Source organism: Roseovarius faecimaris, from assembly GCF_009762325.1.
Classification (GTDB): domain Bacteria; phylum Pseudomonadota; class Alphaproteobacteria; order Rhodobacterales; family Rhodobacteraceae; genus Roseovarius; species Roseovarius faecimaris.
Window position 1 is genome coordinate 2,476,944 of sequence record NZ_CP034348.1, and the last position, 13,826, is coordinate 2,490,769.

Sequence of the window (13,826 nt, forward strand, 5' to 3'; positions counted from 1 at the left end):
GGCTGTTTCGCCTCCCGTCCAGACGGTCCGTCGCATGTGCCACAGGCCGGGCGTGCTCCACTCATTTGGTGCAGACCACAGGTGTCTTAGGGGCGCTGTGCGACAGATATGCCAGACTGAGACGGGCTATGAACCTCTGGCTGCGTACCCGATGGAAGAGGCGCTGCTGGACTGATGCGCCGCGCAGCACATCCCAAGCCCCTTCCCGAGTGAAACGCATTGCGCGACATGGGCCTGTCCAAGGGTCGGGATTTCTGCGACACTTCGCGCTGTCATGATCAAGAAGCTTGCCCTTCCCGTGAGCCTGCTGCTGCTCGGTTATGGGTTCTATAGCAGCGCCAACTTCCAGGAGATCGCGGCGGGCGTGGCAATCTTCCTTTTTGGCATGCTGATGCTCGAAGATGGCTTCCGGCTGTTTTCCGGCGGCTTTCTTGAGGCGGTGCTGACACGGGCAACCAGTTCCGTGCCACGGTCTCTGGCTTTCGGTCTCGTGACCACGTCGATCATGCAGTCGAGCTCTCTCGTCTCGGTGATCACCATCTCCTTTCTCTCCGCTGGTCTGATTTCGTTGCTGGCGGGGGTGGGGATCATCTTTGGGGCCAATATCGGCACGACAACCGGCGCGTGGCTGGTGGCAGGGTTCGGGCTGAAGGTGAACATTTCGGCCTATGCGCTGCCGATGCTGGCGGTGGCGATTGTGCTGGCCTTCCAGAAAAACAAATACCTGCGCGGTGCGGGGCTGGTGCTGGGGGGGCTCGGGTTTCTCTTTCTTGGCATTCACCACATGAAGGAGGGGTTTGAGGCCTTCAAGGATCAGTTCGACCTGTCGCGTTTCGCCCTCACCGGGCTGATCGGGCTGGTGGTCTATACGCTGATCGGCACGGCGGCGACGGTGGTCATGCAATCGAGCCACGCCACGATGACCCTGATCATCACCGCGCTGGCGGCAGGGCAGATCAATTACGAAAACGCCCTGGCGCTGGCGATCGGCGCCAATATCGGCACAACGATCACCGCCATCATCGGCGCGCTGACCGCCAATTTCCAGGGCAAGCGGCTGGCGCTGGCACATCTCATTTTCAACCTGGTCACGGCTGGCGTCGCCATGATTTTCATCAGCCAGATCCGGCTCTCGGTCGATGTGGTGTCGGGGTGGGTCGGTATTGCCGAGGATGATTTCACTCTCAAGCTGGCGGTGTTTCACACGATCTTCAACACGCTTGGCGTGCTGATCATGCTGCCGCTTCTGAACCCTTTGATCGCCGTTCTGGCGCGCGCCATCGAGCAACCCGCCGAAGACCTGAGCAAACCGAAATATCTCAGTCAGGCGGTCGATGAGTTTCCCGAGACCTCCAAAGTGGCCATGCGCGCAGAGGTGAAACACCTCTATGACAACGCGGTTGAGGTGATCCTGCACGGTCTCAACCTGCACCGGCATGCGATTTTCGAAACCAGGGATATCGCCGCCACGGTGAAGGCAAGCCGCAAGCCCGTCGAAATCGACGTGGCCGCGCGGTATGAGGCGCGGATCAAGACGCTGCATGCCGCGATCGTGGAGTTTGCCACCCGCGCCGGAGCCAAGGACATCCCCGAAGACATCATGCAGGATATCTATTCGCTGCGCGATGTGGCCGGGCGGATCGTGCGCGCAGTGAAATCAGTGAAACATCTGCGCCGTAACGCGACACGCTATACCGAGCGCCCCCAGGGCACCATCACCGAGCTTTATGATCAGCTTCGGACCGAAATCGCGCGTATACTGGTCGAGATCAACACGCTCGATCAGGCCGCGCCCGAGGACCGTTCTGCGCTCTGGCTCGATCAGGAACGTATTCAGGTGGAAAGCGATGCGCGCGATACCAATAACCGGATCGAGGCGCTGATCCGCGCCCAGAAGCTCAGCGCGACCGCCGCCACCTCATTCCTAAACGACTCGCATTACGCCTATGCGGCAATGCGCGACCTGTTGGGTGCGGCGCGCGCCTATTACATCGAAACAGAAGAGGCGCTGGCCGAGGTCGAACGCATCCTGAGTTTCGAAGACGAAGAACTGCCTGAACTCGTGTCGGGCAAGGACGGAATGGAAAACGAGGCCCCGCAATGACGGCCGGACAGCGTCACATGGTGTTTACAAAGCGGCGGCAGACTGGTCAGGGCACATAAGAGGGATGACATGGGACTTCACAAGACGGTCGAGAAGCTCGACGAGTACCTCAAACGGCTCGACCAGGGACAGGTGCAGAAAATCAAGCCCTCTCATGTGGAGAAGGTGATCCGCAAGCTGGAGGCCAAAAAGGCGCTGCTTCTGGACGAGCTGGCCGAAACCGGCAAGCCCGACAAACGCGAGCGGCTGCAAGCCAAGCTGGGCATTGTGCACGATCAGCTTGAGCGCGCGCATTGGCTTCAGGGCGAGATTGGCAAGCCTGAAGGCTCTGGCGGCGACGAGTGATCCGCGGGCTCAGCCCCGATCCGCACCGATCATCCGCAGATAGCCATTATAGAAATGGCGAATGCCCCATTCCATCTCGGCCAACGGTCCGGGTCGGAAGAAATGTGAGTTCACCCCGTCCTGATTGTGCCGGATGATCCGCTCGTCATCGAGCGTGGTGACATGCCACAGCCAGGTGAGATCATCGATATCATAATCACGCCCTTCCTCGGCATCGCCGCGCACCATCCAGACCACCTGAATATCGGTTTCCTGCAGCCCGCGCGGCACAAAGCGATAGCCCACCAGATGATCCGCATAGACGAGGAAGAAATTGATTAGACCCACCTGGATATCCGTGGCCCCGCCGTCATGGCCTGTCAGCCGCCCCAGCGGGGGGGCAAGCGGCGCGCCGGATTTGCTTCCGGTCTGGTAGCCTTCAAAAAGCGGGTAGCGGCGATAATAGACATCCGCCCCAACCGGGCCGCCCTCGTAAGAGGAAATCGACATCGTTTCGCGCGGCAGGCCCACCGCTTCGGCCCGGTCCAGCAGAGCAGGCATCAGCGCCTCGACATCCGCCGGGTTTTTCAGCGAGTGCGAGCGGGCATAATCCAGATGCGCAGGCGCGCAGTGATAGCATTCCAGATAATTCTCCTGCGCCAGCTTCCAATTGGCTGGCACCGGGTAATTCGCCTGATGCGCGATCTTCATATTGGCCAGCTCAAACGGCGCTGTGAGCTTGGCAAGCTGCGCAAGCCCTGCATCGATCTCGGGCGCGTCAGTGCTGGCGCAAACGAAGATCAGCCCTTCGAAAATGCGAACCTGCGCCGGGAACAGACCATAATCTCCCGGGTCGAAATCCGGCCCCATGGCGCGCCCCGCGCGCAATTCGCCCGACAGCTCGAACGTCCAGGCGTGATAGGGGCAGACGAAGGCGCGGGCGCGGCCCGATTGCTCGACGCAGACGCGGCTGCCCCGGTGGCGGCAGACGTTCAGATGCGCGCGGATCTCGCCCTCGCGGTCGCGCACGATGATGATCGATTCCGGGCCGTAGTCGAACAGGAAATAATCCCCCGGTTCGGGCAACTGACAGATATGACCCACCCAAATCCAACTGCGATTCCAGAAGCTTGCGATGTCATGATCGTAGACCTCGCGGGATGTATACATCTCGCGCGGCATGGCCATGCCGTCCTTGTGGTCTCTCAGGATCTGCTTGATCGTTGCCGGGCAGCTCATGAGCGGCCTCCTTCTACTGTCAGGCTCGGGATTTCGCGGCGGAACCAGTCGGCGTCCACCTCGGCAGGGTCGCGTTCGAAATTGCGGGCCGCCATGTGCCCCGAATAGACCGCGTCAGCGATCAGCGCGGGCATGGCGGCGTCGCCGATCAGTTCCAGCGTCGCAAGGCCGCTGTCCTTGAGCGCGTCATAAAGTGCGGTCTCGCGGCGGCGCTCAGTGACAAGCACGGCGGCGGCGCACTCCACCGGGGACACCCGGTCGGAATAACTGCAGGCCAGATGCGCCTGTCCGCTCTGCACCCCGCGCAACACGTGATTGCAGCGGATATCGACCCCCAATTCGATCAGCCGCGCCTGCACCCGGTGCTGCTCGAGCGTGAGTGTGGTGAAATGCGACACGATGCTCTCGGGGGTTGCGAATATGACCTCAAGCCCGGCCTGCGCCAGTTGCTCGGCGAGGACACCCGCCATGTAGCCGTGATCATCGTCATAGATCAGAACCGGCCCCGCCTCCGGCAGACGCCCGGCCATCAGGTCATCGGGGGTGAAGACCGGCACGGAGCCGTCAAGCACGGGCGGGCGGCGTAGGGTAGAGCGGCCGATGCCATCGGCCCGCCAATGCGCCCCGGTGGCCAGGAATACGTGCGGGATGCCCAATTCACCCACCTGTTCGGCGTCAAGCGCGCTCTCCATGAAAAGCCGCGCATTGGCGCGCTGGCTGAGGTCATGCATTCGGTAATCCACGACGCGCGCCCAGGCCCCAAGGCCCGGCAGGCGGCTTTCGCGGGCCACGCGCCCGCCTGGCTCGACCCCGGCCTCGGCCAGCGTCACCTCATAGCCGCGCCGCGCCAGTTGCATGGCGCATTCCAGGCCCGCGGGCCCGGCACCAACCACAAGCGCCTCAGCATCGCTCGCTTTTGGTGCAATCACCTCCGGATGCCAGCCGCGCCGCCATTCCTCGCCCTGTGTCGGGTTCTGGGTGCAGCGGATCGAGACCGCCAGGCTGTCCGCCGAAACGCAGATATTGCAGCCGATGCATTCGCGAATATCCTCGATCCTCCCTTCCCTGATCTTGTTCGGCAGAAACGGATCGGCAATCGACGGCCGCGCCGCGCCGATCATGTCGACGATGCCCTTGCCTATCATCGACACCATCAGGTCGGGATTACCCAATCGCCCGACGCCCACCACGGGCTTGGTGGTGAGCGATTTCACGAAGGAGATATATTCATTCTGATAGCCATCCTCAGGCTGGAACCGCGTTGTGACGGAGTCATTGGCCCATTCGCACACGTTGACATCCCACAGGTCGGGAAGCTCGGCGAGCATTTCGACCACCGCCCTGCCCTCTTCCTGCGCCTGCATGCCATCCGCGCCCAGCATCTCATCCACGGCAAAGCGGAACGCCACGCCACAGGTGTCACCCACGGCCTCATGGGTTTCTTCCAGCAACTCGCGTGTCAGCCGCACGCGGTTCTCAAGCGAGCCGCCATATTCATCTGTCCGCTGGTTCATATGCGGCAACATGAAGTGCTGCGCGATGGTCATGTTGTGCCCGGCATAGACATAGATGATGTCAAACCCCGCATCGCGCGCGCGCAGCGCAGCCTCGCGATGCCAGCGGCGCAGATTGCGGATATCGGTCTTGTCCATCGCGCGGGCCTGTTTCGGGATCGGATAGTCCACCGACATGTCCGACGGAGCCAGGATCGGCGCACGGCTCAGCAGGTTTTGCGCGTGGTTGCCGTTATGGACAAGTTCGATCGCGGCAAGGCTGCCATGCTCGTGTACCGCGTCAGTCATCAGCCGCAGGGCGGGTATATCCGCCGCGTCCCACAGCCGGTTCTCGGCAAAGGGCGAGACATCGGAGGTAGGGTGAATCTCGGTCTCCTGCGTGGCCACAACACCCCAGCCACCGGCGGCTTTCATCCCCCGGTTCGCCGCCTCCCCCCGGGGGCGGACATGGCCCATGCCGTTACAGTGAGGCACCTGATAGAAGCGGTTGGGTGCCGTCACAGCTCCGATCTTCACAGGCTCAAACAGCACCGAATAGCGGCTGGAATCTGACATTGCATAGCGTCCTTTTCACTGGCGGAATGGGGGAGCAAGCCACTAATGGACGAGCGTCCATTAAATATTGCATATGCCGCCTGCCCGTGTCAATCTGCCTGTATCGCCCCGTTTCGAGAGCCCGATGACCGCACCTGATCCAGAACAGAAACATGCGCGCCGCGATCCGGAGAGGCACCGCGAGGCGCTGATCACTGCCACGCTCGATCTGATAGCCGAGATCGGCGTGCCCGAAACAACCGTCAGCCGTATCATTGAGCGCGCAGGCCTCTCGCGCGGGATGATCCACCTGCATTTCGGCGGCAAGGACCAGCTTTTGATCGCCGCCGCGCAATCCTTCAGCGCGTCCTTCAGCGCCGAGATGGAAACGCAGCTTGCCTGCGCGGGTGACGACCCGGCGGACGTGATCCTGACCGCGATTGAGGCCGAGATGAGCGCCCCGCTGATGAACGAGCGGTCAGCCCGGATCTGGCATGCCTTTCGCGGCATCGCCAACCCCAGCCCCGAGATCGCCCATGAATGCGGCACCCGTGGCGGGCTGGCGCGCGATGCGCTTTTGCGGGCATTCCGTCAACTCGCCAAGGAGACGCGCGCACCCGACCCGGAAACGCTGGCGCAGGATGCAAGCTATGGCACGATGGCGCTGCTCGAAGGGGTTTACGTGGATTACCTCGCCAATACCGGCCGCTTCTCACGCACCGATGCTCTGCGCGCGATCCGCAGATACCTTGCCGGGCTGTTCCCTGAGCGTTTCTGACACCCCTGCCCTACCCGGTCCTGCCCTACCCTGCCCTGTCCGAAGCAAGACCGGTCAGGCGGCTTCGGCCCCGGTGAATTGCAGGCGGGCCAGCCGGGCATAGAGCCCGTCCTCGGCAACAAGGCTGTCATGTGTGCCGGTCGCCACGATCCGGCCCTGATCCATCACGATGATCCGATCCGCCTTTTTCACCGTTGCCAGCCTGTGCGCCACGATCACCGTGGTGCGGCTGCGCGCCATGGCATCGACCGCCTGTTGCACCGCGCGCTCGCTTTCCGCATCGAGCGCCGATGTCGCTTCATCCAGCAGCAGCACCGGGGCATCCCGCAGAATAGCACGGGCAATGGCGATCCGCTGCTTCTGCCCCCCCGAGAGCATCACGCCACGTTCACCGACAAAGCTGTCATAGCCCTCGGGCAGCGCCGCGATAAAGTCATGCGCGGCGGCGGCGCGGGCGGCGGCTTCGATCTCGGCATCGCTGGCATCGAGACGGCCAAAACGGATATTGTCGCGCGCCGAAGCGGCGAAGATCACCGGATCCTGCGGCACCAGTGCCATCGCCTGACGAAACTCCACCCGTTTCATCTGTGAAAGCGGGACTCCGTCCAGCAGGATCCGCCCCTGGTCGGGATCGTAAAAGCGCTGGATCAGTTGAATGATCGTGGTCTTCCCGGCGCCAGAGGGGCCGACAATCGCCACCGTTTCCCCCGGTGCGATGTCAATCGAGAGATGGTCAAGCGCCGGACTGCCGGGCCGCGACGGATAGCTGAAACTGACATCCTCAAATCGGATCGCCCCGCGGGCGGGCTGCGGCACGGGCAGCGGCTCAGCAGGGTCGGTGACATGATCCTCGGCGCGCAAAAGCTCGACCAGCCGTTCGGTCGCGCCGGCGGCACGCTGCAACTCTCCCCAGATCTCGGACAAAGCGGCAACAGAGCCCGCCACCATCACGGAGTAAATGACAAACTGCACCAGCGCACCGGCAGTCATGTCTGCGGCGCGCACATCCCGCGCGCCCATCCACAGCACACCGACAATGCCGGTAAAGACCAGAAAGATCACGATCACCGTCATCACCGCCCTTGTGGTGATCCGCCTGCGCGCCGCATCAAAGCTTTTCTCGGTCACATCCGAGAACCGCGCCCGGCTTTCACCCTCATGGGTAAAGGCCTGCACGGTCTGCACGCTCAAAAGCGCCTCGGACGCTTTGCCCGAGCTTTCGGCAATCCAGTCCTGGTTCTCGCGGCTCAGGACGCGCAGGCGCCGCCCCAGCACGAGGATCGGCACGATCACCAGAGGCACCAGCAAAAGCACCATCCCGGTGAGCTTGACCGATGTGAACAGCATCAGAACAAGACCGCCGACAAAGATCAGAAGGTTGCGCAGGGCGATCGAAACGGAGGATCCGATCACGCTGAGGATAAGCGTGGTGTCGGTGGTGATACGGCTGAGGACCTCGCCGGTCATGGTCTTCTCGAAAAACGCCGGGCTCAGCCCGATCACCCGGTCGAACACCGCCTTCCGGATATCGGCCACGACACGCTCACCCAGCCGGGTGACAAGCATGTAGCGCAAGCCCGTCCCGATCGCGAGCAAGGCCGCGATACCCACCGCCGCCGCAAAATAGAGATCGAGGATGGCGTCATCATGGGTGCCGAAATTGTCCACCACACGGCGCACGGCCATCGGCAGGATGAGCGAGACAGTCGCCGTCAGCACCAGCGCCATCAGCGCGGCCGCGGCGAGCATCCGGTACGGCAGGATAAACGGCCAAAGGTGAGCCAGTGCACTGACTTTCTTGGATTTTTCGCGGTCCTGCGCATCCGCGCTTTCTGGGGTCTGGCGCACCATACAGTCTTTGGGTCCTTTGTGTCTTTCCCCCTGTCTTGGCGGCGCGGGCGGGTGGCGTCAATAGGGCAATCTGTCCGGTCACGGGACGCGCCGGGACAGACGCCGGGAAATGCCTTTTCCTCAGTGACTTACGAGGCATCCGTGCGCCTTTGCCCAAGGTTCGCAACAGCGGTTTGAACGCGCAGTCAAGGGCGCGTCCCATTCAGGCTTGATCCGGAGGAATTCACTGGAGCGGGCGGCGGGAATCGAACCCGCGTCATTAGCTTGGAAGGCTAAGGTCTTACCACTACACAACGCCCGCTCAGAGATTTCTTGTACTATTTCAGGCGTTTTCCGAGGTCAAGTGGAACCTCCAACTGACTCGAGAATGACGCTTTTGAAAGCGCATGTATAGGAGATGGGCTACCTTAAAAGAGCGGGAAGCGGAAGTTCGCCGCTTCTGCGGGCGCATCCCGTGCCGACCGTAAAAGCCGCCGTTCAACCGAGCGCCATGCTCGATCAAAGGCGCCATACACCGAAGTATGAAGGGCGCGAACCACAGGCGGACCGTATCGTGTAACGCTACACGGTACAGCTCCTGCAAGACGGCTCGCTTCGGGAGTGAAGGATGTCGAGCAAGTTCACCAACGCGGACTATCCCAGCCCATTCATCAAGAGCAATGTCATCCCGAAGGGGATGAGTGGAATAGCCCCCTGATCCGGGCCGTTAAGGTGTAGAATCCGTTCCTGTTTCTTTCCGTTGATATGGTTGCGGAAAAGGCCTGCTGAGCGGAGCCCTTGCAGAGCATAAGAGGCAGGCCAATTGGCGCGATTGAGATTGGCGTAGACAGCTGGTGCCAGTCATCCCAAAGCAAATAACTTTCAAATCTGTGAGCCACGCTATCCTCAGGTTGTCAGCTTGGACCCGCTAGGTTCGCGGATCGCCTGTGAAGAGCGGTCGATGCTGCTCAGGACTTCTCTGCCCGCAACATCGCGGCGATCCTGATCTCTGGTTTGAGCGCCAGGGTCATGTTTTGGAAGGTCTGGACCCCACTCTGGGGTGAATGCGCGTGCCATCAGACAGCGCCATACACAGGATCAACTCATCGGCGCGCGGGGCATCGGCGATGCTGAGCGTCATCGTGTCAATGAAATCAAAGGCCCACGGGTCATCCTTTGTGACCAAGCGGCAGGTCGATCCGGTCCCCTACCGAACCGATCTTGTGGTTGGCTGGTATCAGAGCTTTGCCGCCCCCGATCGACGCCCGCATCGGCGCACCCAGCTTGGGATGCAAAACGGCGGCGCCGTGTTCCATTGTGCCTGCCACTCCGACAAGCGCAGCCTTTCCATAGCTCACCGCGGCGCGCGGCAGCATCAGAACAAGTTCTCTGGACAAGCTTGTGCCAAGCTTCGCCGCGACATCGAACAGATCGGACAAATCGGTTTGGTCCTGTCCTGCGAAGGGGTTCCGAACGACCGCCATCGCCGCGACACGCGTCGCCGGATCGCTTTTGCGGCCCATTTCGTCAGCGGTGAGCGTTTCTCTGATAAAGATGGTCTTGCGCACGATCATGCCACCTGTCCCGTTCGGCCTGCCCGACTTGGGCGAGATTTGATAAAGGTGAATGCCAGCGCGCAGGGTACGACACTTGCAAAGAGGACCATGGCCAGCAGGATCGAGCCCTGCGGGCGACCGGTGGCGTCAAGAATGGCACCGGCAACAGGGGGTGTGGCCAGCATGAAGGCGTAATAGACGGTGAAGAAGATGCCCATTCCAAACGCGTGCACCTGCGGCCGAAGCGCCATTCCGGCCAGGGCCATGATCACCCCCGCAGGGGCCATGCCGACAAGACCGAAGATCAGGCTCGCCGCAACCCCCGCACCAGGCAGGCTCAGCATCCAGAGAGCGACCACAGCGCCGACCATGCAAACCGACAGGATCATATCCCGGCGTCCGAAGCGATCGACGATCAGACCGCAGATCACACCCGAAGCGATCATCAACCAACTGCCTATGCTGATGACGCCTGCGGCTGTCAAACCCGGAACACCGCTTGCTTCCAGCACCTTGGGCCCGAACGTCAAATAGGTTACGTAAGCTGCGTTAAACACGCCCCAGGCTGCCGCTGCGCAGAACACCAGATACCATTCCTGCCTGTTCAACCGCATAGTGTTGGCAGGGGCTGACTGGCCGCGCGGTTCAGGTGTACGGTAAAGGAAAAACACCGCGATGGCTGCAATCAGACAATAGGCCGAGGCCACCAGGAAGGGCGCGCGCCAGTCGAAGGTCATCGCGAGCCAGGCATGCCCCACCTGCCCCATTGCGATCCCAAAAGGCCAGGACATCACGAGGATACTCATCGCAGTTGCAATCGCCCGCCCTTCGAACCAATCCGTCACCATCTTGGTGAAGTAAAGCGTCGTAAAGAGGAACCCGACCCCCGCGATCACACGGCCCAGGCCAACACCAACACTGCTTGACGCCATCGAAGACACAAGGCCGCCTAGGGCCAGCGCGACCAATCCCATCACGACCATCTCGCGGTCTGCGACCATGCGCCCGAGATAACCTGCGGGAAGTGCCAGCACGAGACCCGGAGCCATGAACAGTCCGACCAAAAGACCCACGCTGGCGTAATCCACCCCCAAAACCGCGACGAGTTCATCGCTGACGGACGCCAGAGCCTGAAATTGAAAGCCCAGCGCGATCCGAGCCAAGAACAGAAGGACAAGGATCCGCCAGCACATCACGCCCAGCCCAAACCGCGCAGCGCTTGGACATCGTTCCAGATTTTTGTCATATGGGTGATTTTTTCGCCGTCGAACCGCATAACGTAAGCGTAATCCGAAACCACGGCCTTTCCGGTGGGTGGCACCGGACCTCCTTGGCCCGTCTGGGTGCCGTGAAACTCGGCTGTCGCGATCGCAGTGCTGCGCGCCTCATCTACTGCAAAGCCCGTCAACACATAGCGCCCATCCGGAACAGGCGTCAGCAAGTTCTTCATCCACTCGCAATAGTCCGCAAGCGTCTTGATATCGGCAAGCGCATCGGCCTGGCAGGCAAAGGTCGCACCATCGCGGCACCAGGCTTGGCAGGCGGACCACCCCTTGCCGGTTTCGCATGCCTCGAAGAAAACAGTGGCTGTTTCGCTGGTCGTCATTAAAATCGCTCCTGATCTTTGCGTTGGTCGGTCCAGTGATATTTGCAGAGACCTCTGGCCCCGGATATCGGTCAGATGCAGCATCCGATGTGGTAGAATGTGGTATAACGACGGCTCGGATCGCATTGCGGGAGGGGGGCGCGGAAAGACAAATGAGTGAACAACTCAGCGATCGCGAGTTGGAGGTTGCGGCGGCCTATGTGGATGGACAGACCTACAAAGAGATCGCGCGTCATCTGAAAATTGCGCCTTCGACGGTCCGCACGCATTTGAGGACCGTCTACCGCAAGCTCGGCGTGACATCGCGGATGGAGCTTTTGAGTGCTCTGAGCCCGACCGGGGATAGCGCTTCGACATCCCGCGACGACGCGGATCTGATTGCAGAACTCTCGCTGGAACTGGACGAAGCGATGCGGCGCGAACGTGTTTTGGCGCGTGTACTGCGGATTATCAGCCAACAGGGCCATGACCTGCCGTCGGTGATTGCTGCCGTGCTCGATCACACGCTTGAACTATGCGAGGCAGAGTTCGGCATTCTGTTCGAATATTGCGGCGGGCTTCGCTTTCGGGCGCAGCAGTCGCGCAACATTCCCGAGCGCTTCGCGGCCTGGCTGACCGATCAGGGGGCCTTTTCCGTGGATGCGGATACAGGACTTGGACGGGTCGCTACGCGTTTGTCGACCGTGAACATCGCGGATGTCCGCGCCGAAGACATCTACCAATCCGGCGCACCGCTACGCATCGCAACCGCGGATTTGGGCAAGGCGCGGTCGTTTGTGGCAATCCCGATGATGTCAGGCACCCGGCTTTTGGGCGTCTTCACGATCTACCGGACCCGGGTTCACCCGTTTCAGGACCGTAGCCTTGAGCTTGCGCAACTTTTCGCAGACCAGGCGGCGATTGCCATCGAGAACGCCCGCCTGAAGGCAACACTGGACCATTCCGATATCCCGCCCGAGCCTGCCGCTGCTTCAGTCCCTCCGCTGCTTGCTGTCCTGCCCTTTCGCGCCGCCGATGAAACGGACGAAGACGCGCACCGTTTGGGTCGGCAGGTCGCTGCCGGATTGTCGATGGAGCTTGCGAGCCACCCTCTGTTTCGAGTGATCAACCAGACATCCAGTTTTTCGCCGAGATTGAAGGATCAGTCCGTCTTGCAATGCGCTGAGTATCTGGGCGCCCGCTTTGTCGCATCCGGTTCGGTCAGAAGCCTCGGCGCGGGTCGATATCGCATGTCGCTTGATCTCCACGAAGCCGGACGGCCCGCCGCAATCTATCAAGACATCCTAACCTACGACAACACAGGCACATCCGGGTTACTTGAAAGCCTCATCCTGAGGTTGTGTGCGGCCATCGGCACCCGCACGGAACGATCGTTTCTTGCCGCAGCGAAAGCGCGCGGGGATCGAAGCCCGCATGCGCTCGATCAGTTTCTCCTTGGGTTGGAGCATCACCACGCGCATCACGAGGCGGGCTATTTCAAGGCCAGACAACATTTTCAGAATGCGGTGACGTTGGACCCCGGCTTCGCGCGGGCCGAAGCAGCCCTTGCGATCACCTATGTGCGCGAATGGTTCTGGAACAGCGACACGACAGAATTGCTGGATATCGCCGAGACCCACGCGCGCAAGGCCCTGTCGCTGGACGCGGAGGACGCTTGGTCACTCACCGCGTCCGGCGTCGTGGCGCTTTACAAGCGCTGTCATAGCGAAGCGAATACGAGCTTTGACCTCGCGTTGGGGCGCGCGCCTTACGATGCCTATGTCGTATCCCGGGCTGGCCTGGGCCGGTTTTACAATGGAGATTTCGAGGACGCGGTCAGCTTGTTTCAGCGCGCCGTGACACTTGACCCGCTTCATGCCGATCGCCAACTGGGGATGCTGGGCCATGCCTACCTGCATCTGGGGCGCTACGACGAGGCACTGACCGCGCTGAAGGCGGTGCAAGAGCCCCTGCAATGGGAACTCGCCTGGACGGCGGCCTGTCAGGCACTCGCCGGTGACAACGGCCATGAGCAGACAACAAGGAGCTACCGCAAACAATTTGGCCAAAGCGCGCAATCCTACCGGGTACAAACGCGCCCGTTCAAAAATGAAGCAGACATGCGAAGGTTGGATGCGGCGATGAGAAAGGCCGGCTTGCATTAGAGCTGTTCGCGTTGACGTTGTTCTCTGAAATCAGACCACTGAAATACTGGCAATGCGTCGAAGTTAAAGTGCAGCCTGTTGCTGGTCCGGACGTCATGCGACTTTTCGGGTTTCGTTCGGTCGGGCCGCAAAGTCGCCCGAAACACTTATGTCACTACCGGCAAACACCTCGGCTTATACGGCGATAAAAGTGGTTC

11 protein-coding genes and 1 tRNA gene are annotated in these 13,826 nt (G+C 61.2%); 4 read left to right on the forward strand and 8 right to left on the reverse strand.

The genetic code is table 11. The features are described from left to right. The first annotated feature begins 298 nt into the window (after positions 1-298). Entirely contained in the window at positions 299-2,104 is a 1,806-nt protein-coding gene (locus tag EI983_RS12635) for a Na/Pi cotransporter family protein (protein WP_246162163.1), read from the forward strand. 69 nt (positions 2,105-2,173) lie between these two features. Then, positions 2,174-2,449: a glutathione S-transferase family protein gene (locus EI983_RS12640; protein ID WP_157707738.1), complete on the forward strand. Its 276-nt coding sequence runs from the start codon at positions 2,174-2,176 to the stop codon at positions 2,447-2,449. A gap of 9 nt (positions 2,450-2,458) precedes the next feature. On the opposite strand, the gene EI983_RS12645 is transcribed toward EI983_RS12640, so the two are convergent. Together EI983_RS12645 and EI983_RS12650 are read right to left on the reverse strand one after the other, a co-directional pair. Further along, entirely contained in the window at positions 2,459-3,667 is a 1,209-nt protein-coding gene (locus EI983_RS12645; RefSeq protein ID WP_157707739.1) for an aromatic ring-hydroxylating oxygenase subunit alpha, read from the reverse strand. Further along, a complete protein-coding gene (locus EI983_RS12650) occupies positions 3,664-5,736 on the reverse strand; it encodes an FAD-dependent oxidoreductase (protein ID WP_157707740.1) in 2,073 nt (690 codons plus the stop codon). The genes EI983_RS12645 and EI983_RS12650 overlap by 4 nt, the downstream gene beginning before the upstream one ends. A gap of 124 nt (positions 5,737-5,860) precedes the next feature. Between EI983_RS12650 and EI983_RS12655 the strand changes: the two genes are divergently transcribed. Further along, positions 5,861-6,493, forward strand: coding sequence for a TetR/AcrR family transcriptional regulator (locus tag EI983_RS12655; protein ID WP_198389293.1), 633 nt, complete (start codon positions 5,861-5,863; stop codon positions 6,491-6,493). 54 nt (positions 6,494-6,547) lie between these two features. Here EI983_RS12655 and EI983_RS12660 read toward each other — a convergent pair whose 3' ends face one another. The 6 genes from EI983_RS12660 to EI983_RS12680 all read right to left on the reverse strand — a co-directional run bounded on the left by EI983_RS12660 (position 6,548) and on the right by EI983_RS12680 (position 11,485). Further along, positions 6,548-8,344: an ABC transporter transmembrane domain-containing protein gene (locus EI983_RS12660; protein WP_157707742.1), complete on the reverse strand. Its 1,797-nt coding sequence runs from the start codon at positions 8,342-8,344 to the stop codon at positions 6,548-6,550. 227 nt (positions 8,345-8,571) lie between these two features. Beyond that, positions 8,572-8,645: transfer RNA gene (locus EI983_RS12665), tRNA-Gly, on the reverse strand. Positions 8,646-9,350: 705 nt separating this feature from the next. Continuing rightward, positions 9,351-9,464 (reverse strand): amino acid synthesis family protein, encoded by a 114-nt coding sequence (locus EI983_RS19355; RefSeq protein ID WP_246162409.1) that lies wholly within the window; start codon positions 9,462-9,464, stop codon positions 9,351-9,353. Positions 9,465-9,492: 28 nt separating this feature from the next. Beyond that, on the reverse strand, positions 9,493-9,897 hold the full coding sequence (locus tag EI983_RS12670; protein ID WP_246162165.1) for an amino acid synthesis family protein: 405 nt from the start codon (positions 9,895-9,897) through the stop codon (positions 9,493-9,495). Beyond that, positions 9,894-11,072 (reverse strand): MFS transporter, encoded by a 1,179-nt coding sequence (locus EI983_RS12675; RefSeq protein ID WP_157707743.1) that lies wholly within the window; start codon positions 11,070-11,072, stop codon positions 9,894-9,896. The genes EI983_RS12670 and EI983_RS12675 overlap by 4 nt, the downstream gene beginning before the upstream one ends. Next, a complete protein-coding gene (locus EI983_RS12680) occupies positions 11,072-11,485 on the reverse strand; it encodes a nuclear transport factor 2 family protein (RefSeq protein ID WP_157707744.1) in 414 nt (137 codons plus the stop codon). The genes EI983_RS12675 and EI983_RS12680 overlap by 1 nt, the downstream gene beginning before the upstream one ends. Here EI983_RS12680 and EI983_RS12685 point away from each other — a divergent pair. Further along, positions 11,446-13,629 (forward strand): LuxR C-terminal-related transcriptional regulator, encoded by a 2,184-nt coding sequence (locus EI983_RS12685; protein WP_157707745.1) that lies wholly within the window; start codon positions 11,446-11,448, stop codon positions 13,627-13,629. The genes EI983_RS12680 and EI983_RS12685 overlap by 40 nt on opposite strands. Positions 13,630-13,826 lie beyond the last annotated feature (197 nt).